At 59.1% G+C, this 19,728-nt stretch carries 18 protein-coding genes; 14 read left to right on the top strand and 4 right to left on the bottom strand.

Translation table 11 applies throughout. The annotated features are described in order from the left end of the window. The first annotated feature begins 66 nt into the window (after positions 1 to 66). From B3511_RS10670 to B3511_RS10660, 3 genes are read left to right on the top strand one after another with little or no spacing between them, the layout of a single operon-like run. Positions 67 to 2,706, top strand: a complete 2,640-nt coding sequence (locus B3511_RS10670) for a YdbH family protein (RefSeq protein ID WP_286782281.1) — start codon at positions 67 to 69, stop codon at positions 2,704 to 2,706. Beyond that, complete coding sequence (locus B3511_RS10665; RefSeq protein WP_212475786.1) at positions 2,703 to 2,894, top strand: YnbE family lipoprotein; 192 nt, start codon at positions 2,703 to 2,705, stop codon at positions 2,892 to 2,894. Before B3511_RS10670 ends, B3511_RS10665 begins: the two co-directional genes overlap by 4 nt. Before the next feature lie 7 nt (positions 2,895 to 2,901). Then, the gene (locus tag B3511_RS10660) at positions 2,902 to 3,222 is read left to right on the top strand and encodes a YdbL family protein (protein ID WP_046885247.1); all 321 of its coding nucleotides are present in this window, start codon (positions 2,902 to 2,904) and stop codon (positions 3,220 to 3,222) included. Here the strand turns inward: B3511_RS10660 and feaR are convergent, their stop codons facing one another. Beyond that, positions 3,223 to 4,131, bottom strand: a complete 909-nt coding sequence (gene feaR / locus B3511_RS10655; protein ID WP_046885471.1) for a transcriptional regulator FeaR — start codon at positions 4,129 to 4,131, stop codon at positions 3,223 to 3,225. It lies immediately after the preceding gene. Between the two features lie 236 nt (positions 4,132 to 4,367). Between feaR and B3511_RS10650 the strand changes: the two genes are divergently transcribed. Beyond that, positions 4,368 to 5,867, top strand: coding sequence for an aldehyde dehydrogenase family protein (locus B3511_RS10650; protein WP_286782278.1), 1,500 nt, complete (start codon positions 4,368 to 4,370; stop codon positions 5,865 to 5,867). A gap of 31 nt (positions 5,868 to 5,898) precedes the next feature. Here B3511_RS10650 and B3511_RS10645 read toward each other — a convergent pair whose 3' ends face one another. From B3511_RS10645 to paaZ, 3 genes are all read right to left on the bottom strand, one after another. After that, positions 5,899 to 6,621, bottom strand: coding sequence for a DUF6216 family protein (locus B3511_RS10645; RefSeq protein ID WP_286782276.1), 723 nt, complete (start codon positions 6,619 to 6,621; stop codon positions 5,899 to 5,901). Between the two features lie 143 nt (positions 6,622 to 6,764). Beyond that, on the bottom strand, positions 6,765 to 9,041 hold the full coding sequence (gene tynA, locus B3511_RS10640; protein ID WP_286782274.1) for a primary-amine oxidase: 2,277 nt from the start codon (positions 9,039 to 9,041) through the stop codon (positions 6,765 to 6,767). A gap of 175 nt (positions 9,042 to 9,216) precedes the next feature. Further along, the gene (gene paaZ / locus B3511_RS10635) at positions 9,217 to 11,262 is read right to left on the bottom strand and encodes a phenylacetic acid degradation bifunctional protein PaaZ (protein ID WP_286782273.1); all 2,046 of its coding nucleotides are present in this window, start codon (positions 11,260 to 11,262) and stop codon (positions 9,217 to 9,219) included. A 284-nt stretch (positions 11,263 to 11,546) separates the two neighbouring features. On the opposite strand from paaZ, the gene paaA reads away from it, so the two are divergent. From paaA to pcaF, 10 genes are read left to right on the top strand one after another with little or no spacing between them, the layout of a single operon-like run. Continuing rightward, complete coding sequence (gene paaA / locus B3511_RS10630; RefSeq protein WP_040075421.1) at positions 11,547 to 12,476, top strand: 1,2-phenylacetyl-CoA epoxidase subunit PaaA; 930 nt, start codon at positions 11,547 to 11,549, stop codon at positions 12,474 to 12,476. Positions 12,477 to 12,487: 11 nt separating this feature from the next. Beyond that, complete coding sequence (gene paaB / locus B3511_RS10625) at positions 12,488 to 12,775, top strand: 1,2-phenylacetyl-CoA epoxidase subunit PaaB (RefSeq protein WP_040075422.1); 288 nt, start codon at positions 12,488 to 12,490, stop codon at positions 12,773 to 12,775. Between the two features lie 8 nt (positions 12,776 to 12,783). Beyond that, on the top strand, positions 12,784 to 13,530 hold the full coding sequence (gene paaC / locus B3511_RS10620; protein ID WP_046885252.1) for a 1,2-phenylacetyl-CoA epoxidase subunit PaaC: 747 nt from the start codon (positions 12,784 to 12,786) through the stop codon (positions 13,528 to 13,530). 14 nt (positions 13,531 to 13,544) lie between these two features. Then, on the top strand, positions 13,545 to 14,042 hold the full coding sequence (gene paaD, locus B3511_RS10615) for a 1,2-phenylacetyl-CoA epoxidase subunit PaaD (RefSeq protein WP_040075424.1): 498 nt from the start codon (positions 13,545 to 13,547) through the stop codon (positions 14,040 to 14,042). Positions 14,043 to 14,049: 7 nt separating this feature from the next. Further along, complete coding sequence (gene paaE, locus B3511_RS10610) at positions 14,050 to 15,120, top strand: 1,2-phenylacetyl-CoA epoxidase subunit PaaE (protein ID WP_286782269.1); 1,071 nt, start codon at positions 14,050 to 14,052, stop codon at positions 15,118 to 15,120. Continuing rightward, positions 15,117 to 15,884 carry a 2,3-dehydroadipyl-CoA hydratase PaaF gene (gene paaF / locus B3511_RS10605; RefSeq protein ID WP_286782267.1) on the top strand — a complete coding sequence of 256 codons (768 nt, stop codon included), beginning with the start codon at positions 15,117 to 15,119 and terminating at the stop codon, positions 15,882 to 15,884. The genes paaE and paaF overlap by 4 nt, the downstream gene beginning before the upstream one ends. A gap of 2 nt (positions 15,885 to 15,886) precedes the next feature. Next, positions 15,887 to 16,672, top strand: a complete 786-nt coding sequence (paaG, locus tag B3511_RS10600; protein WP_286782265.1) for a 2-(1,2-epoxy-1,2-dihydrophenyl)acetyl-CoA isomerase PaaG — start codon at positions 15,887 to 15,889, stop codon at positions 16,670 to 16,672. Positions 16,673 to 16,674: 2 nt separating this feature from the next. Next, positions 16,675 to 18,102: a 3-hydroxyacyl-CoA dehydrogenase PaaH gene (gene paaH / locus B3511_RS10595; protein ID WP_286782263.1), complete on the top strand. Its 1,428-nt coding sequence runs from the start codon at positions 16,675 to 16,677 to the stop codon at positions 18,100 to 18,102. Then, on the top strand, positions 18,092 to 18,514 hold the full coding sequence (paaI, locus tag B3511_RS10590; RefSeq protein ID WP_286782261.1) for a hydroxyphenylacetyl-CoA thioesterase PaaI: 423 nt from the start codon (positions 18,092 to 18,094) through the stop codon (positions 18,512 to 18,514). The genes paaH and paaI overlap by 11 nt, the downstream gene beginning before the upstream one ends. Then, a complete protein-coding gene (gene pcaF / locus B3511_RS10585) occupies positions 18,514 to 19,719 on the top strand; it encodes a 3-oxoadipyl-CoA thiolase (RefSeq protein WP_286783679.1) in 1,206 nt (401 codons plus the stop codon). The genes paaI and pcaF overlap by 1 nt, the downstream gene beginning before the upstream one ends. Positions 19,720 to 19,728: the final 9 nt, after the last annotated feature.

Below are 19,728 nucleotides of genomic sequence, written 5' to 3'. Positions count from 1 at the left end.
CTAAACGTGCCACAATGACCGGCATTGCCGGCAAATATTTTCGCTAAATCAGGATATTAACTACCCATGAAGGGTAAATACAAAGCCGCCATCGCGCTCCTTCTGCTGCTGTTACTGCTGCCATTGACGCTGCTGATGACCCTTGCCCAGTGGGTTCCGACCTTGGCCGGGATCTGGCTGCCGGTGGGGACCCGCATTGCCTTCGAAAAAAGCCCGCACCTGACGCGCCACGCCCTGGTCATCCCCGATCTGCGCTATCTGGTAGAAGATTGCGAAATCGCGCGCATCGAAAATGCCACGCTCTCTCACCCCAGCCGCTGGAAGTTCGACGCCGCTGCGGTCACGCTTAATAGCGCCTGTTTCAGCAAAATTCCGCAAAGCGCGCCGAGCGCAGCCGCCCCGAAGACCCTTGCGGAGTGGCAATCATTACTGCCCAACACCTGGCTGAGTATTGATCGCCTGACCCTGGCGCCCTGGCAGCAGTGGCAAGGCAGAATTACCGCTTCACTGACCCCGAAAGTGCAGGAAATCCATTACGACGGTGAATCAATCAAGCTGCGTGGTACGCTGCGCGGTCAAAATCTTACCGTCAGCGATGTTGAGATCCAGTTGCCAGACTCGCCCCAGCCGGTGAAGCTGGTGGGCGAATTCACGCTTCCGCTCGTACCGGACGGCCTGCCGGTACAGGGGCATGCCGTGACCACCTTCTCGGTGCCCCAGGTTAACTCTCCGGTCGATGCCGAGCTGGAGTGGCAGGATAACAGAGGCCAACTGGTGATGATTGCCCGTGAAAGCGGCGAGCCGTTGCTGGATCTTCCCTGGCAGATCACCCCGGAGCAATTCTCCATCAGCGATGGCCGCTGGAGCTGGACGCAATCGGGCATTCCGCTTGGTGGTCGGCTGGGGGTGCGAATTGAAAACTGGCAGCAGGGCATCGACAAGGCCATTATTTCTGGCCGGATGAACGTGGTCACCTCCGGTGATGCCGGAAAGGGTAACGCCGTGCTCAGCTTTGGCCCCGGCACGTTAAGTATGGATAACAGCAATATGCCGCTGCATCTTAACGGTGAGGCCAAGCAGGATGATCTCATTTTCTACGCCGGGCTCCCGGCAACGCTGACGGGCAGCCTGGCCGATCCTAAACTGGCTTTTGCCCCCGGGGCGCTGCTACGTTCGCGTGGCCGTCTCATCAACGCGCTGAATATTGATGAAGTGCGGTGGCCGTTGGCCGGGGTCACGCTTACCGGTAATGGCATTGATGGACGTTTACAGGCCATTTTGCGCGCGCATGAAAATGAGATGGGTAACTTCACCCTCCATCTTGACGGCCAGGCGAACAACTTTTTGCCGGATAAGGGGCTGTGGCAGTGGCGTTACTGGGGCGAGGGCAATTTTCTGCCCATGCAGGCGCGCTGGGATGTAGCAGGTAAGGGCGAATGGCGCGACACGGTGATTGCGCTGGACGTGCTCTCCACCGGCTTTGATAAACTGCAATACGGCTCTATGCTCGCCAGCAAGCCACGGCTGGTACTGGAAAGCCCGGTGCGCTGGCAGCGAGACCCTGCCGATCCCCATTTTAGCGGCGCGCTGGCCTTCAATGCACAAGAGACGACCTTTACCGGCGGCAGCGTGCTGCCGCCCTCCACCTTGACGTTCAGCGTCGATGGCACCGATCCCACGCTCTTCCAGTTTAAAGGAGCGCTGCACGCCGGGGCTATCGGCCCGGTACAGGTGAATGGCCGTTGGGATGGCGAACGTCTACGCGGGCAGGCGTGGTGGCCGCAGCAGTCGTTAAACGTCTTTCAGCCCCTGGTCCCGCCTGACTGGAAAATGAAGCTGCGGGATGGGGAGCTCTATGCCCAGGTCGCCTTTTCTGCGGCGGCGGATCAAGGTTTTGAGGCGGGAGGACATGGCGTGCTAAAAAACGGCAGCGTCTGGATGCCCGACAACGAGATCAACGGCGTCGATTTTGTCCTGCCATTCCGCTTCAGCGAGGGCGTCTGGTCGCTGGGCACCCACGGCCCGGTTACGCTGCGTATCGCGGAGGTGAAAAACCAGGTGACGATGCACCACATCACCGCCGACCTGCAGGGCGATTACCCCTGGCGCGAAGAGGCGCCGCTGCTGTTGACCGACGTCAACGTCGAACTGTTGGGGGGCAAGGTCACCATGCAGCAACTGCGGATGCCCCAGCATGATGCGGCATTATTACGCGTGCAGAACATCTCCTCCAGCGAGCTGATCAGCGCCGTGAATCCGAAGCAGTTTACCCTCTCCGGACCAGTGAGCGGGGCGCTGCCGTTCTGGCTGGATAACGATAAGTGGATTATCAAAGATGGCTGGCTCTCTAACGCCGGGCCAATGACCCTGCGTATCGATAAAAACACGGCAGACGCGATCGTAAAAGACAACATGGCCGCCGGCGTCGCTATTGACTGGCTGCGCTACATGGAAATTTCTCAGTCGTGGACAAAACTCAATGTAGATAACCTGGGGGAGCTGACGCTATCGTCAACGTTGAAAGGCATCAGCCGCGTGGATGGCAAATCGAATGCCGTTAACCTGAACTACACCCATCAGGAAAATGTGTTTACTCTCTGGCGCAGCCTGCGCTTTGGCGACAACCTGCAAGCGTGGCTTGAACAGAACGCCACCTTACCAGCAACCCACTGCCCGAAGGGCAAGGAATGTGAGGAACAACAATGAGAACACTGGCCGGTGGCGTCGCCGCCGTGGTCGTTATGCTGCTGACGGGCTGTACGCCGCGTATCGAAGTGGCGGCCCCAAAAGAGCCCATCACCATCAATATGAACGTGAAGATCGAACACGAAATTCACATTAAAGTGGATAAAGACGTGGAAGCGCTGCTGAAATCCCGCAGCGATCTATTCTGAGGTGGTCATGAAGAAATCCTTAGCCATCATTCTGCTTACGCTGGGACTCTGCGCGCAGGCCTCGGCGCTCACGTTGAACGAAGCCCGCAGCCAGGGGCGTGTAGGGGAGACGCTGGACGGCTACCTGGCGCCCGTGGCTCAGGATCGCGAGACGCTGGCGCTGGTGGCGCAAATTAACCAGGCGCGTACTGACAGCTATCAAAAACTGGCGGACAGTAACAATATTCCGGTAGACGAAGTGGCCAAAATGGCCGGCATCAAGCTGGTGGAGCGCGCCCGCCCCGGTGAGTATGTCAAAGGCATTAACGGCAAGTGGCTAAAGAAGTGATCAACGGTGGCGTTTGCGGTATTCGCCGGGTGAGATGCCAAATCGTTGCTTAAAGGCGGTAGAAAAATGGCTGTGATCGGTAAAGCCCCAACTGTAACCAATGCCCGCCAGCTTCTCTTCATCGCGGGTTGCGCGCAGCATTTGCGCGCAGAGATCGAGACGACGGTTTTTAATGTACTGCGCGACCACCAGTCCTTTATCGGCAAACATACGATAGAGACTGCGTACTGACATACCGCTCTCTGCCGCAATCCACTCGGGGCGCAGATGTTCTGCCTGAATATGATCGTCAATCAATGACAGCACGCTTTTGAACTGGCGCTCCTTGCGCGGCAGGGTGCTTTCACGCTGCTGTAGTACCGGGCGCAGTAAGCAGACCATCGCCTCCAGCGCCGCTTCGCTCTCTTGCTCGCTAAGCGTCGGGTTGCTCATGCTCTCCTGCATCAGACGGTGGCTTAATTGTACCGTGGGCAGGGTATGGGAGAGTTTTTGTGCGCAGCTCACCTCCTGAAAACGGAAGTGCTGTTCAAGGATCTGTCGGGGCAGCAGCAGGGAGATTTGGCGAGACTTCTCCTGCCAGTAAAGCGAGCAGGGGCGCGAGGCGTCGATTAAGCTAATATCCCCGGCTGCCAGGGTGATCTGACGGTCATCCTGTTCCAGTCCCGCCACGCCTTCCAGCTGGAAAACGGTATAGAACCAGGCGTCGTTACTGTGCTTAATCTCCTGGCGGGTGCGAAACAGATTCACGCCACCGGCGGTCACGGTGCTCAGCTTCAGGTTACCGGTCCAGGTCGATTCCAGTTCGCCAAAAAATTCACCGTTCATTGGCCGGGCCGCGAAACTGCCGCAAACCGCGTTAATTTGCGCCAGCCAGTGCTGAAATCTTTCCTGTTCGCTTACGCACGCCATATTCATTCCCGTCACGCCGTTAATGTTTAAGCATTGTTGCATTTATGTTGCCAAATTCCACGGGCATTGCGCTGACTATAGGAAAGAACACTTACCGGGAATAGTGTAATAAGCGGGAATTATCACGAATTGCGGTGCCTGTCACAGGTGACAAAGTGAATGTCATAGAGATAAAAGCAGATTTGCCAAAGCCACCTTAGACTGCTGTGACACCCTGCGAAAGATAAGGAGAAGGTATGTCTGATACTCAGGTCGCCGTACTGCAAAGCGTGCAGCAATTTTTAGACCGCCAGCACGGTCTCTGGATCGAGGGAGAGCAGACTGCCTCCGATAGCGATAATCGTCTGGATGTGTTCAACCCGGCGACCGGCGAGGTGATTGCCACCACCGCCGACGCCAGCGCCCAGGATGTCGATCGCGCGGTCATGTCCGCGTGGCGCGCCTTTGTGGGCCGTAGCTGGGCGGGTAAATTGCCCGCCGAGCGTGAACGCATTCTGCTGCGTTTTGCCGATCTGGTGGAGCAGCACAGTGAGGCGCTTTCCCAGCTTGAAACCCTGGAGCAGGGCAAATCCATTAATATCTCCCGCGCCTTTGAAGTGGGATGCACTCTGAACTGGATGCGTTATACCGCCGGACTTACCACCAAAATTACCGGCAAGACCCTCGACCTCTCTATTCCAATGCCCCAGGGGGCGCGTTACCAGGCCTGGACACGCAAAGAGCCCGTCGGCGTCGTGGCGGGCATCGTGCCGTGGAACTTCCCGCTAATGATTGGTATGTGGAAAGTGATGCCCGCGCTGGCGGCAGGCTGCTCGATCGTGATCAAGCCTTCGGAAACCACGCCGCTGACCATGCTGCGGGTGGCCGAGCTGGCAAGCGAAGCGGGTATTCCCGACGGCGTGTTTAACGTGGTCACGGGCAGCGGGGCAGTGTGCGGCGCCGCCCTGACCAGCCATCCCCATATCGCTAAGGTAAGCTTTACCGGCTCTACCGCAACCGGCAAGCAAATTGCCCGCGCCGCGGCGGAGCGTCTGATGGGCGTCACCCTTGAGCTGGGTGGCAAAAACCCGGCCATCGTGCTGAAAGATGCCGATCCGGCCTGGGTTATCGAAGGGTTAATGACCGGCAGCTTCCTCAACCAGGGCCAGGTGTGTGCGGCCAGTTCGCGTATCTATATCGAAGCGCCGCTGTTCGACACCCTGGTAAGCGGGTTTGAGCAGGCGGTGAAGTCCTTAAGCGTCGGGCCGGGCATGTCTCCGCAAGCACATATCAACCCGCTGGTCTCCCGCGCCCATTGCGACAAGGTTCAGACCTTCCTTGATGAAGCGCAATCCGGGCACGCGGAGCTGATTACCGGCAATCGTGGGCCGGACGGTAAGGGCTACTATGTCTCGCCAACGCTGGTGGTGAACCCGGATGCCAGCCTGCGCCTGACGCGGGAAGAGGTGTTTGGCCCGGTCGTCAATTTAGTGCGGGTGGCCGACGGGGAAGAGGCGCTGAAGCTGGCGAACGACACCGAATATGGCCTGACCGCCAGCATCTGGACGCAAAACATCAGCCATGCGCTTTCGTACAGCGATCGACTGCAGGCCGGTACCGTCTGGGTGAACAGCCATACCCTGATTGACGCCAACCTGCCGTTCGGTGGCATGAAGCAGTCCGGCACCGGGCGTGATTTTGGCCCCGACTGGCTGGAAGGCTGGTGTGAAACCAAATCGGTTTGTGTACGGTATTGAAGTTAGCTGAAGCCCTCGTCAGAGGGCTTTTTCACATCACGTAGCTTTCAGCAATCTTGTGCTCGTTCTTAACATAGTTGTGGAGTCGCTTTTTATAGATAAGCGAGAGCAGCAGGCTTGCGGCGATCCAGAACAGCAACATACTGAGCAACGTGACCATGGTGTAGATAACCGGCTTGTCTTTTTCGAACTGTTTTACCGCCTTAATCACATACTGCTTATATTCCTCATTAACAAAGGTCTCGCAAATCATTTGTACCAGGCCGTGGGAGGGGGTAAGCGGCATTTCTGCGGGAGCCTGGCAGGTGGCCGGGGTGATCGACCAACGCCCTTTACGGATGACTGCAAAAGCCTCTGAACCGCCCTGCGGGGAGAGATAAAAGTTCTCATCGGTAGGCTTGTAAAAAAGCGATGCCGCGCCTTTTGGCGTATTCGCGACCTTAAACAGCATGTTGCCCATAAAACCGCAGGCGCTCAGCGAGATAGCGGCGATTAAGCATGATCCAATCAGCTCAGTTCTGGATATCGAGGGGGTTTTGTTTAAAGGGAGATTGATTGCGAAGAGGAACAACAGAAACCGGCTTATTCCATTCTTCTGGTAAATTTCATGTGCCGAAGTGGGGTTCCGCCTGGCACAGACCTTCATGAGCGCTACGATGGCGCCAAAAATCGCGATAAATGCAGCCAGCGTTCCGATTGGCGATCCGCTGAACTCCTTGCCAATTAAGTCGATGAAAGAAATATTATTTTCCATAGCGTCCTCTTCGGTCGATCATCATCCACTGGCACATTATTAGCAGCCTGATAGTGAATTAGGAAGCGTTACGTCCCGGGAGGCGGTGGTCATATCGTGTTAACCATGGCAAAAAAAGCCGGGCATCACGCCCGGCTTCACGGTTATTTACTCCCGTCTTTCTTCTTGCCAAGCGTGGGGGTTTCGTCAAAGAAGTTCCAGGGTTTGAGCAGGGTATGGACCCACTCGGTTGGCATGATAGGCCACTCCTCCGCACGCGCCACGTGGGTGGTACCGGTGGTCATCCAGACCACGTTATCCTGGTCGTTCAGGTTTTCGTTATCTTTACTGTACTTGCCCAGCCCCTCATCGTGAATGGAGCGGTTCGGGAATTTACCTTCCGGGTACATCTCATTAGGATGGTAGCGGGTCACCCACAACTGCTTATCCATAAAGCTCAGACGATGGTAGATCCACTCATCCTTCGCGAAATTCGCTCCGGTGGCGACCGGGTGGGTGCCCCCGGCGTAAGGGATTATTTGGTAAGACACCGGGTTACCCATGCGGTTCTCTTTAGTGGTGTTGCTCAGCAGGCGGATGGTGCCGGGGTCGAACTTCTGTGCCGCTTGCTGTTCAGTATCAATGGTGTACTGATTCACCTGCATGGTGCTGGTACGCGGGCCGCCCGCGGTGTTTGGCTTCACCTCAGGATCCATGGCCACCATGCGGTTGTTAGTGCCATCTACGTCCATATCCAGGCGGAAGTTATAGATATGCTGGTGGGTGGTGCCAACAATATTATGGTCGATCAGCGTGCCATATTTAGTGTCATCTTTGGCGCTCGGATCGTGCATGGTTTTCGCCTGCACCCCTTTCACCGCTTCGATACCGGTTGCCCCGGCATCAATTCCGATGGTGCCATTTTGGTGGAAGATCCAGTCAAAGATGTAGTCGTAGTTCCCTACGGTACTGACCCAGCGCACCACCAGCTCCCGCCGCTCGGCGCTGACGTTGGGTTTACCCATCTCCTGGTGCTTGTACTCTGGCCCGGCATAGCGTTCGAAAATAGCGATAGCGCGGGGGATCTCCATCGGTGCCCCGGTATAGTCCGGAATGGTCTCGTTGAGCATCACCGCATTTGAAGGCACATCTTTACCGCGCACCAGCGAGGAGGTCAGGGTGCCCATGCCGTAATCGCCGGAGTCCAGATAAGCCTTGAAGTACCAGCCCACATCCGGGTCGCCGTAAGGCACAATCATTCCGCCAAGCGATCCCTGGTACATAACCTGGCGTTTTTTACCGTTGTCGTTATAGGTAATGGTCGACAAAATCGGCCCCACGCGGGAGTCCAGCCGCAGGTGGAAATCCCAGTTCTGCCAGTGCACCATGTCGCCGGTAATGGTGTAGTTTTTACCCTCCGGCTCCACGATATTCAGCGGTTTCAGACTCGGCGCCACGCGGTCGCGGCCATCATACGGACGCGGCGTCAACGGTACTGGCACCACCGGACCCTCTTCAATTTTCTGGATCTTTTTCTGCTCCAGGTCGACCACGGCCACCAGGTTTTCAATCGGGTGGGCCCAGTAGTTACCGTCACCGACATCCAGATAGCTCACCACCTTCAGCAGGCGATCTTCCTGCCGGAGGCCGTCTTTACCGTCGAAGTAACCGACCGTCAACGGCGTAGTCACCACCTTGCTCGGGTCATCCACGCCGTGCTTTTTCAGCGCTTGCGCAAACTCCGGGCTGGAGGTGACGATGCTTTGTACGGTCATAAAGTCATCCAGCAGCACCATGCCGTGCGCATCTTTAATGGCCGCCCAGCTGACCACTTTTTTCTCTTGCAGATCCACCACGCTTTCGACGATATGTTTCCCGTCGAGCATGGTGATGGCGGCCTGACGAGGCGCATCAACGGCGGTGCCATTGAGGACAAAGTCCCATACTTTGGCTTTTTCAGGCTCAACCAGCGCAATCTGGGTAAAGCGGGTGTTAGGTTTGAAATCCGGCGCGGCTTTAACAATTTCCACCGCCTGCTTGATCTCGTCGGCCGAGAGGGCGTTCAGCGGGTGCGGGGTCTTTTCCACCTGAAAAGTCTGGTCCAGCCCTGACTGGAAGACGTCGTTAATAAAGGTTTCAGGGATCATCGCCGTCTGGCCTTCCATCACCATCGGCACCTGAAGCGTCACCGGCTTGCCGTTGACCATCGCCTGTTTCGCGCCGGGTTTCACCTTCACAAAGGCGCCATCCTTGCTGATGGTAAACATCTGGGCGTAGTCATCCCATTGCACATCCGCGCCAAAGTCGGCCAGGGTTTTGTCCATCGGCACCATGTGTGCGGCGGTGCCATGCGCCATCGCCGGCGCCTGGCCAAGTAAAAGGGCCGCGACGGCCAGAGCGACTGCCGTTTTACGCGGGGAAAAAAGAGAGGGGCTTCCCATAATTAACCTCGTATTGTTGTGTCGTTGTGCACTCGGGACCGCTGTTCTGCGCGCGGTTTACTCATCGCCAACATAGCAATATCGCCATGGACACTGTTTGCCTGCGTTTGCCAGATTATTTGTCAGATGTGCCAGAAGCCGGATAACGCAGGCTGCGTTATCCGGAAGAGGAGGGTCAGAGGTCAATGTCCCCGTGCTGGCGCGCGACCAGGGTCAGAATGGAGTAGAGAGCCACGGCCTGCTGATGCTGGTTGAAGATCTCCACCGCCCATTCCACTACGCCCGTCGGTTTCTCATCCGCCGTACGCTGTTTCTTGAGCGTCTTACGTTTACAGGTCAGGCGTACCTGGATGGTATCGCCCGGTTTGACCGGTTCGATAAAGCGCAGATTTTCCATGCCGTAATTGGCAATCACCGGGCCAACGCCCGCATCCACAAAGAGACCGGCAGCGGCAGAAATGACAAAGTAACCGTGCACCACGCGCTCGCCGAAGATCGACTCGGCAGCACCGATTTTATCCATGTGGGCGTAGAAGTGATCCCCGCTCAGGCAGGCGAAATTGACGATGTCGGTCTCGGTCAGGGTACGGCGCGGCGTCAGGAGGCTATCCCCTGGCTGTAACTCTTCAAAGTATTTGCGGAACGGATGAACGCGATCTTCCTGCACGCTGGCGCCGCGTACCCACTGTTTGCTGATGGCTGCCAGCATTGATGGGCTGCCCTGGATCGCCGTACGCTGCAGATAATGTTTCACCGCGCGCAGGCCGCCCAACTCCTCGCCGCCCCCGGCACGTCCCGGCCCGCCGTGAACCAGCTGGGGCAGAGGAGAGCCGTGGCCGGTAGACTCTTTGGCTGACTCCTGGTTAAGGATCTGAATACGGCCATGCGCCCGCGCCGCGCCGGCAATAAACTGCCGCGCCAGCGCCGGATTAGCGGTTACCAGCGTGCCCGCCAGGCTCCCTTCACCCGCCCGGGCAAGGGCCATCGCGTGTTCAGCATCCTGGTACGGCATCAGAGTAGCGACCGGGCCAAAGGCTTCGGTGGCATGCACCACCGGGGTTTCATCCGGCTGCGGACAGAAGAGCAGCGTCGGCGGGAAGAATGCGCCGGCCGCGTTGAGATCGGCTTTGCCGCCGAGGCGCACCTGACAGCCTGCCGTCACCAGTGCATCAACCTTCTCCTGCACGTCGGCGCGCTGTTCGGCGTTGACCAGCGCCCCCATTTTTACCCCCTCCTGCGCCGGATCGCCGACCACCACGCTTTCCAGCCGGGCGATCAGCGCCTGGCTCACCGCCTTGATCTGAGCCTGCGGCACGATGATACGGCGAATGGCGGTACATTTTTGTCCGGCCTTGGCGGTCATTTCACGCACCACTTCGCGAATAAACAGGGCAAATTCCGGCTGCTCCGGCGTAACGTCCTCCCCCAGTACGCAGCAGTTTAGCGAGTCGGCTTCCATGGTGAAGGGGATGGATTTGGCGACGATGTTGGGGTGAACCCGCAGCATCTGGCCGGTGCTTGCCGAGCCGGTAAAGGTCACCACGTCCTGGCTGTCCAGGTGGTCAAGCAGATCGCCCGCGCCGCCGCATATCAGGCTGATTGCCCCTTCGGGCACCAGGCCGCTTTCAACGATGGATTTTACCATCGCCTGGGTGAGCTGAGCGGTAGCGGTGGCCGGTTTGATAATGGCGGGCATTCCGGCAAGCCAGGTTGGCGCCAGTTTTTCCAGCATCCCCCAGCAGGGGAAGTTAAAGGCATTGATATGCAGCGCCACGCCCGATTTCGACGTCAGTACATGACGAGCCGCAAAGCCTCCCTCCTTAGAGAGCGGTATCAGTTCATCTTCCGGCCACAGAGTATCGTCCGGCAGCTCGCGGTTACCCAGGCTCGCATAGGTGAAAAGGGTACCGATGCCCCCTTCAATATCCACCCAGCTATCGGCTTTGGTTGCCCCGGTCTGTGCCGAGAGGGCATAGAACTCCGCTTTCTGGCTTAGCAGATGCTTCGCCACCGCTTTGATCATCGCGGCGCGCTCGATAAAGGTCATCGCATGAAGTGACTCACCGCCTTTCTCAATGGCGTAGCGCCGCGCGGCGGCCATATCCAGCCCTTCGCTGGTGACCTGCCAGAGCGGTTCGCCCGTAATGGCGTGATAAATGCTGCGTTCACGGCCCCGGCCAGACTGCCAGGTGCCGGATAAGAAGCTGGCTAACTGCTGCATTTCTTCTCTCCAAGTGTTTCGTGATTTCACTATAGATAGTTTGATCGCGAATCATAAAATGCAAGGAATGTTTTAATGATTTGTTAACAATGTGATCTTGTCTGACGAATGTCCTGCGCATCGATCCAGGCGTGACGCGAGTTAAACAAAAGGGTTGCGAGCGCCATCACAAAATAGACAAACAACTCTTGGGGTTATATTTAACCTTTGTGTAACTTTTAGAAAACAAAGTGATTCGCTAATTGGTGTCACTTGATAGATTCACGAATCATAAAGGTGATGATGTGACAGAAGAACAACGTTTTGAGCAACGCATCGCGCAGGAGACGGCCATTGAGCCGCAAGACTGGATGCCGGAAGCCTATCGTAAAACGCTGATCCGTCAGATTGGCCAGCACGCGCACTCTGAGATTGTTGGCATGTTGCCGGAAGGTAACTGGATCACCCGTGCGCCAACGCTGCGCCGCAAAGCCATTCTGCTGGCGAAAGTGCAGGACGAGGCGGGTCACGGACTCTATCTCTACAGTGCGGCAGAAACGCTGGGCTGCGCCCGGGAAGACATCTACCAAAAGATGCTCGACGGCAAAATGAAATATTCCTCCATCTTTAACTATCCCACTCTGAGCTGGGCGGATATCGGGGTGATTGGCTGGCTGGTGGACGGGGCGGCCATTGTGAACCAGGTAGCGCTCTGCCGAACCTCTTATGGCCCCTACGCCCGGGCGATGGTGAAAATCTGTAAAGAAGAGAGCTTCCACCAGCGTCAGGGCTTTGAAGCCTGCATGGCGCTGTCACAGGGGAGCGAGGCGCAGCGGCAGATGTTGCAGGACGCCATCAACCGCTTCTGGTGGCCAGCGCTGATGATGTTTGGGCCCAACGATGATAACTCACCGAACAGCGCACGCAGTCTGGCCTGGAAAATCAAACGTTTTGGTAACGATGAACTGCGTCAGCGCTTTGTCGACAACACCGTGCCGCAGGTTGAGATGCTGGGCATGACCGTGCCGGACCCGGATCTGCATCTGGACGAAGAGAGCGGCCACTACCGCTTCGGCGAAATCAACTGGCAAGAATTTGACGACGTGATCAACGGCCGCGGCGTGTGCAACCACGAGCGCCTGGCCGCCAAGCGTAAAGCCTGGGAAGAGGGGACGTGGGTGCGCGAAGCCGCACTGGCGCACGCCGAAAAACAGCACGTCCGCAACGTCGCGTAGGAGGTAGCACAATGAGCAAAACATACTGGCCGTTATACGAAGTCTTTATCCGCACCAAACAGGGGTTGTCTCACCGTCACGTGGGAAGCCTGCATGCCGCCGATGAACGCATGGCGCTGGAGAATGCCCGCGATGCCTATACCCGCCGCAGCGAAGGCTGCTCAATCTGGGTGGTGAAGGCGAGCGAAATTGTCGCCTCCCAGCCGGAAGAACGCGGCGAGTTCTTCGACCCGGCTGAGAGCAAGGTCTATCGCCATCCCACTTTCTACACCATCCCTGATGGCATCGAGCATATGTGAGGTCAGGGATGAAAACATTAACGGCTTATGTACTGCGTCTGGGTGATAACGGGCTGGTGCTCTCCCAGCGCCTTGGCGCGTGGTGCGGCCATGCACCAGAGCTGGAGATCGACCTGGCGCTGGCCAATATCGGCCTCGATCTGCTGGGGCAGGCGCGCAACTTCTTAACCTATGCCGCCGAGCTGGAAGGGGACGGCGATGAAGATTCGCTGGCCTTCGGGCGAGATGAACGTCAGTTCAGCAATCTGCTGCTGGTGGAGCAACCGAACGGTAACTTTGCCGATACCATCGCGCGCCAGTATTTCATCGATGCCTGGCACGTGGCGCTGTATAGCCGTCTGGTGCAGAGCCGCGATGCGCAGCTGGCCGCGATCGCCGCCAAGTCGCTGAAAGAGGTGCGCTACCACCTGCGTTTCAGCCGCGGCTGGCTGGAGCGCCTCGGCAACGGGACAGCACTCTCCGCTGAAAGAATGCAGCAGGCCATCAACGAACTGTGGCGCTTTACCGGGGAGTTGTTTGAGGCCGACGACGTTGACCTGGCGCTGAGCGAAGAGGGCATCGCGGTCGATCCGCGTACGCTGCGCGACGCCTGGGAAGCGGAAATCATGACCGGTCTCAAGGATGCAGCCCTTACGGTACCAGAAGAGGCGGCCTACCGCAGCGGCGGCAGGCAGGGTCTGCATACCGAACATCTGGGGCCGATGCTGGCAGAGATGCAATATCTGCAACGCGTCTATCCCGGTCAGCAGTGGTAACAGAGGAGGACGCTATGCAACGTTTCGCTGAACTGGCCCCCGCCGAAGTCCCGCAAATCTGGTCGCTGTTAAGCCAGATCCCGGACCCGGAGATCCCGGTATTAACCATTACTGACCTGGGCATGGTGCGCAGCGTTGAAGCCCAGGGCGACGGCTGGTCGATCGGCTTCACCCCCACCTATTCGGGGTGTCCGGCAACGGATCATCTGATCGGCGCGATCCGCGACACCCTGACCGCGCACGGCTTTGCGCCGGTGCAGGTCGCCATTCAGCTCGACCCGGCCTGGACCACCGACTGGATGACCCCGGATGCCCGCGAGCGTCTGCGTCAGTATGGCATTAGCCCACCCGCCGGACACAGTTGCCACGCCCATCTGGCGGCCGAGGTGACCTGCCCGCGTTGCGCCAGCACCTCGACCACCCTTATCAGTGAATTTGGATCCACGGCCTGCAAGGCGCTCTACCGCTGCGATAGCTGCCGTGAACCCTTCGACTATTTCAAATGTATTTGAGGTTGCCATGACAACGTTTCATTCCTTAACGGTGGCAAAAGTGGAGCCCGAAACCCGCGATGCGGTGACCATCACCTTCGCTATCCCACCCACGCTGCAGGAGGCGTATCGCTTCCGTCCCGGTCAACATTTGACCCTGAAGGCTCGCCTCGGTGATGAGGAGCTGCGCCGCTGCTACTCCATCTGTCGAAGCGTTCATCCGGGGGAGATCAGCGTGGCGGTGAAGGCCATCGACGGCGGGCGTTTCTCGCGCTATGCCCAGGGGGAGATCAAGCAGGGGATGGCGCTGGAGGTGATGGTCCCGCAGGGCCACTTTGGCTATCAGCCGCAGGCGGGACAGCAGGGGAGCTATCTGGCGATTGCCGCCGGATCCGGTATCACCCCGATGCTGGCGATTATCGCCACGACTCTGCAAACCGAACCCGACAGCGAATTCACGCTGATCTACGGCAACCGCAGTAGCCAGAGCATGATGTTCCGCCAGGCGCTGGCGGACCTGAAAGACAGCTACCCGTCGCGCCTGCAACTGGTGCATATCTTCAGCCAGGAGACGCTGGACAGCGCGCTGCTGAGCGGGCGTATCGACGGCGAAAAGCTGCACGCGCTGGCACAACGACTGATTGATTTCAGCCAGTTTGATCAGGCCTTTATCTGCGGCCCTACGGCGATGATGGATGACGCTGAAAACGCGCTGAAAGCGCTGGGAATGCCGGAAAAAGCGATCCATCTGGAGCGTTTTAACACCCCGGGTACGGCGGTCAAACGCGCCTATAGCGTACAGGCGCAGGGACAGAAAGTGACCGTCCGCCAGGATGGCCGCGACCGGGAAATCACCCTCGGGGCGGAAGATGAAAGCATTCTTGATGCGGCCCTGCGTCAGGGTGCTGACCTGCCGTATGCCTGCAAAGGGGGCGTCTGCGCCACCTGTAAGTGCAAAGTGGTGCGCGGAAAAGTCGAGATGACCACCAACTACAGCCTGGAGCCGGACGAACTGGCCGCAGGCTATGTGCTGAGCTGCCAGGCCCTGCCGCTGACGCCTGACGTGGTAGTCGACTTCGACGCGAAGGGGATGGCATGAGCGAACTGATCCAGACCCGTCATGGCCACGTATTGCAGCTGACGCTAAACCGCCCCGCGGCGCGCAACGCCCTGAATAATGCGCTGCTCGGCCAGCTGGCGGAGGCGCTGGAAGCCGCCGCCGTAGATAACACGATTTCGGTATGCGTCATCACCGGCGATGCCCGCTTCTTTGCCGCCGGGGCCGACCTGAACGAGATGGCGGAAAAAGATCTGCCCGCCACCCTCAACGACGTTCGCCCCCAGCTTTGGGCGCGTATCAACACCTTCAGTAAACCGTTGATTGCCGCCGTGAACGGTTACGCGCTGGGAGCTGGCTGCGAACTGGTCCTGCTCTGTGACGTGGTGATTGCCGGTGAAAGCGCCCGTTTTGGGCTGCCGGAGATCACCCTGGGGATTATGCCGGGCGCCGGGGGCACCCAGCGTCTGATCCGCTGCGTTGGCAAATCGCTGGCCAGCAAAATGGTGCTGACCGGCGAAAGCATCACCGCCCGGCAGGCGCTGGCGGCAGGGCTGGTGAGTGATATTCACCCGGATGCCCTGACTCTGGAATACGCCCTGCAGCAGGCCGCACAGATGGCCCGCCACTCGCCGCTGGCACTGCAGGCGGCGAAACAGGCGCTGCGCCAGTCGCAGGAAGTTCCTCTGCAGGCGGGGCTTGCAGAGGAGCGTCAGCTCTTTACGCTGCTGGCCGGCACCGAAGATCGTCGCGAAGGGATCGCCGCCTTCCTGCAGAAACGCAGCCCCGAATTTAAAGGACGTTAACCATGGATTTCATTCTTAGTCACGTTGAACACGGGGTGATGACCCTTACCCTCAACCGCCCGGATCGGCTTAACAGCTTCAACGATGTGATGCACCAGCAGCTGGCGGAATGTCTGAAGCAGGCTGAACGCGATGAGACTATCCGCTGCCTGCTGATCACCGGGGCCGGACGCGGGTTTTGCGCCGGGCAGGATCTGAACGACCGTAACGTTGACCCGAACGGCCCTGCGCCGGACCTCGGGATGTCTGTTGAGCGTTTTTACAACCCGCTGGTTCGTCGTCTGGCGGCCTTGCCAAAACCGGTGATCTGCGCGGTGAACGGCGTAGCCGCTGGCGCAGGCGCTACCCTCGCGCTGGGCTGCGACATCGTGATTGCCGCGCGTTCGGCAAACTTTGTCATGGCATTCAGCAAGCTGGGGCTGGTGCCGGACTGCGGTGGTACCTGGCTGCTGCCGCGCGTCGCGGGCCGGGCGCGGGCGATGGGGCTGGCGCTGCTGGGTGAAAAGCTCAGCGCAGAGCAGGCGCACACCTGGGGGATGATCTGGCAGGTGGTGGACGATGCCGCGCTGGTGGATACCGCACAGCAACTGGCGGTGCATCTGGCCGCCCAGCCCACCTTCGGGCTGGGGTTAATTAAACAGGCCATCAACGCCTCGGAAAGCAACTCCCTCGATGCTCAGCTCGATCTGGAGCGTGATTATCAGCGCATAGCGGGCCGAAGCGCCGACTATCGCGAAGGGGTCAGTGCGTTTCTCAACAAACGTGCGCCGCACTTCACGGGGAAATAATCATGACGCTATCTGTTCAAACCGTCGCGGTCATCGGCAGCGGCATCATGGGGGCCGGGATCGCTGAAGTGGCGGCCAGTCAGGGCCACCCGGTGCTGGTATATGACATCGACGCCGGGGCGATTGCCCGCGCCATTGAGGGCATCCGCAGTCGTCTGGCATCGCGCGTGGCCCGCGGCAAGCTCAGCGCCGAAGCGAGCGAAAAGACGCTCTCCCGACTGACGCCGGTCACCGATATTCAGGCGCTGGCCGCCGCCGATCTGGTGATTGAAGCGGCGTCCGAGCGTATGGAAGTGAAAAAGGCGCTGTTTGCCCAGCTGGCTGAGATCTGCCCGCCGCAGACCCTGCTGACCAGTAACACCTCTTCGATCTCAATTACCGCCATTGCCGCAGGCGTGCTTCACCCCGAGCGCGTGGCGGGTCTGCACTTCTTCAACCCAGCACCGGTGATGAAGCTGGTGGAGGTGGTAAGCGGGTTGGCTACCTCGAACGAAGTGGTTGAGCAGCTGTGCGACCTGGCGATCCGCTGGGGTAAACAGCCGGTGCGTTGCCAGTCTACCCCGGGTTTTATTGTCAATCGTGTGGCGCGTCCGTACTACGCCGAAGCCTGGCGTGCGCTGGAGGAGCAGGTGGCAGCCCCGCAGGATCTGGACGCTGCCCTGCGTGAAGGGGCGGGCTTCCCCATGGGACCGCTGGAGCTTACCGACATGATCGGCCAGGACGTCAACTTTGCCGTGACCTGTTCCGTGTTTAACGCCTTCTGGCAAGAGCGCCGTTTTCTCCCCTCGCTGATGCAGCAGGAGCTGGTGCTGGGCGGCCGTCTTGGCAAGAAGAGCGGACAGGGCGTCTACAACTGGCGCAGCGATAAGCCGACGGTGGGCTGGTATGAGGCGGTAAGCGATGGCGACAGCGCCGGTTACAGTGAAAAGAGAAGTGACGGTGTCACTAAAATTGACGACCTGCTGCTCATTGAGACGCAGGGGGAGACGGCGCAGGCCTTAGCGGCGCGCTATGCCTGCCCGGTGGTGGTGATTGATCGTCTTGAAGGGGACGTGGCGGTCATCGCCAGCGCCGCCAGCAACCCGGCTTCGGCGACGCGTAAAGCGGTGCATTACCTGCAACAGCGGGGCAAGCGCGTCCTGCAAGTCGCAGACTATCCGGGGCTGATTATCTGGCGCACCCTGGCGATGATCATCAACGAAGCCCTGGACGCGCTGCAAAAAGGGGTGGCCCGGGAAGAGGATATCGATACCGCGATGCGGCTGGGGGTGAACTACCCGCGCGGCCCGCTGGCCTGGGGTGAACAACTCGGCTGGCAACGGGTGCTGATCCTGCTGGAAAACCTGCAACGACACTACGGCGAAGAGCGCTATCGCCCATCTTCCCTGCTGCGCCAGCGTGCGCTTCTGGAGAGTAGCTATGAGTCATAACGCCTGGCGTAACGCCCGAGCCATGTATGAAAAAGACGCCTGCGCCCAGGCGTATGGCATCGACATTATCGAGATGAATGACGGTTATGCCGTACTGACCATGCAGGTCACGCCACAAATGCTGAACGGCCATCAAAGCTGCCACGGCGGCCAGCTGTTTACCCTGGCCGATACCGCCTTCGCCTACGCCTGTAACAGCCAGGGGCTGGTGGCGGTCGCGTCCGGCTGCGCCATCGAGTTTATCCGCCCGGCCTTTGCCGGCGACAGGCTGACCGCCACCGCGCAGGTTCGTCACCAGGGCAAACAGACCGGCGTGTACGACATCGAAATCGTTAATCAACAACAGAAAACCGTCGCCTTCTTCCGTGGGAAATCCCACCGCATCGGCGGCACTATCACAGGAGAAGCATGATGCGTGACGCCTATATTTGTGACGGGATCCGCACTCCGATTGGCCGCTACGCTGGCGCCTTATCAGGCGTACGCACCGACGATCTGGGGGCCATCCCGCTGCGCGAGTTGCTGGCGCGTAATCCCGGTCTGGATGCCGGATGTATTGATGATGTGATTTACGGCTGTGCCAACCAGGCGGGGGAAGATAACCGCAACGTGGCGCGCATGTCGCTGCTGCTGGCCGGGCTGCCCCAGACCGTCTCCGGTACGACGCTGAACCGGCTGTGCGGATCTGGCCTTGACGCACTGGGCTTCGCGGCCCGCGCCATTCGTGCCGGGGATGCCGACCTGATGATCGCCGGGGGAGTGGAGTCGATGTCCCGTGCCCCCTTTGTGATGGGCAAAGCCACCAGCGCCTTTCAGCGCCAGAACGAGATTTTTGATACCACCATCGGCTGGCGTTTTGTGAACCCGCTCATGGCACAGCAATTTGGTACTGACAGCATGCCCGAAACGGCAGAGAATGTAGCCAAATTGTTAAATATTTCCCGTGAGGATCAAGACGCCTTTGCCTACCGCAGCCAACAACGCACCGCCCAGGCGCAGGCCAGCGGCATTCTGGCGCAGGAGATTGTGCCGGTGGTTCTGAAAGGCAAAAAAGGGGCCGTGACCGAAGTGCAGCACGATGAGCACCTGCGACCGGACACCACGCCTGCGATGCTGGCTGGCCTGAAAGCCCCTTTCCGTGCTGATGGGGTGGTGACCGCCGGGAACGCGTCCGGGGTGAACGATGGCGCCGCGGCGCTGATCGTCGCCAGCGCCGACATGGCGGCCAGCCAGGGCTTAACCCCGCGCGCGCGCATTGTGGCGATGGCCACCGCCGGTGTTGAGCCGCGTCTGATGGGGCTTGGCCCGGTGCCAGCCACCCGCAAAGTTCTGGAGCGTGCCGGTTTAAGCATCAACGATATGGACGTGATTGAGCTAAACGAGGCGTTTGCCGCGCAGGCGCTGGGCGTTCTGCGTGAACTGGGTCTGGCGGATGATGCCGCCCACGTCAACCCGAACGGCGGGGCGATTGCGTTAGGCCATCCGCTGGGGATGAGCGGGGCCAGACTGGCGCTGGCGGCCACTCATGAGCTGCACCGCCGCAACGGGCGGTATGCACTCTGCACCATGTGTATCGGCGTGGGTCAGGGCATTGCCATGATCCTTGAGCGTGTTTGATCAACTCTT

The sequence above is a fragment of the Leclercia sp. UBA1284 genome (assembly GCF_002308415.1).
In the GTDB taxonomy this organism is placed as follows: Bacteria; Pseudomonadota; Gammaproteobacteria; order Enterobacterales; family Enterobacteriaceae; genus Enterobacter; species Enterobacter pneumoniae.
The sequence above is the reverse complement of the archived record's forward strand: the minus strand, read 5'-3'. Positions and strand labels throughout refer to the sequence as shown.

Coding starts and splice junctions, on each gene's coding strand:
- B3511_RS10670 (WP_286782281.1), top strand. CDS start 67: ATGAAGGGTAAATACAAAGCCGCCATCGCGCTCCTTCTGCTGCTGTTA.
- B3511_RS10665 (WP_212475786.1), top strand. CDS start 2,703: ATGAGAACACTGGCCGGTGGCGTCGCCGCCGTGGTCGTTATGCTGCTG.
- B3511_RS10660 (WP_046885247.1), top strand. CDS start 2,902: ATGAAGAAATCCTTAGCCATCATTCTGCTTACGCTGGGACTCTGCGCG.
- feaR (WP_046885471.1), bottom strand. CDS start 4,131: ATGGCGTGCGTAAGCGAACAGGAAAGATTTCAGCACTGGCTGGCGCAA.
- B3511_RS10650 (WP_286782278.1), top strand. CDS start 4,368: ATGTCTGATACTCAGGTCGCCGTACTGCAAAGCGTGCAGCAATTTTTA.
- B3511_RS10645 (WP_286782276.1), bottom strand. CDS start 6,621: ATGGAAAATAATATTTCTTTCATCGACTTAATTGGCAAGGAGTTCAGC.
- tynA (WP_286782274.1), bottom strand. CDS start 9,041: ATGGGAAGCCCCTCTCTTTTTTCCCCGCGTAAAACGGCAGTCGCTCTG.
- paaZ (WP_286782273.1), bottom strand. CDS start 11,262: ATGCAGCAGTTAGCCAGCTTCTTATCCGGCACCTGGCAGTCTGGCCGG.
- paaB (WP_040075422.1), top strand. CDS start 12,488: ATGAGCAAAACATACTGGCCGTTATACGAAGTCTTTATCCGCACCAAA.
- paaC (WP_046885252.1), top strand. CDS start 12,784: ATGAAAACATTAACGGCTTATGTACTGCGTCTGGGTGATAACGGGCTG.
- paaD (WP_040075424.1), top strand. CDS start 13,545: ATGCAACGTTTCGCTGAACTGGCCCCCGCCGAAGTCCCGCAAATCTGG.
- paaE (WP_286782269.1), top strand. CDS start 14,050: ATGACAACGTTTCATTCCTTAACGGTGGCAAAAGTGGAGCCCGAAACC.
- paaF (WP_286782267.1), top strand. CDS start 15,117: ATGAGCGAACTGATCCAGACCCGTCATGGCCACGTATTGCAGCTGACG.
- paaG (WP_286782265.1), top strand. CDS start 15,887: ATGGATTTCATTCTTAGTCACGTTGAACACGGGGTGATGACCCTTACC.
- paaH (WP_286782263.1), top strand. CDS start 16,675: ATGACGCTATCTGTTCAAACCGTCGCGGTCATCGGCAGCGGCATCATG.
- paaI (WP_286782261.1), top strand. CDS start 18,092: ATGAGTCATAACGCCTGGCGTAACGCCCGAGCCATGTATGAAAAAGAC.
- pcaF (WP_286783679.1), top strand. CDS start 18,514: ATGCGTGACGCCTATATTTGTGACGGGATCCGCACTCCGATTGGCCGC.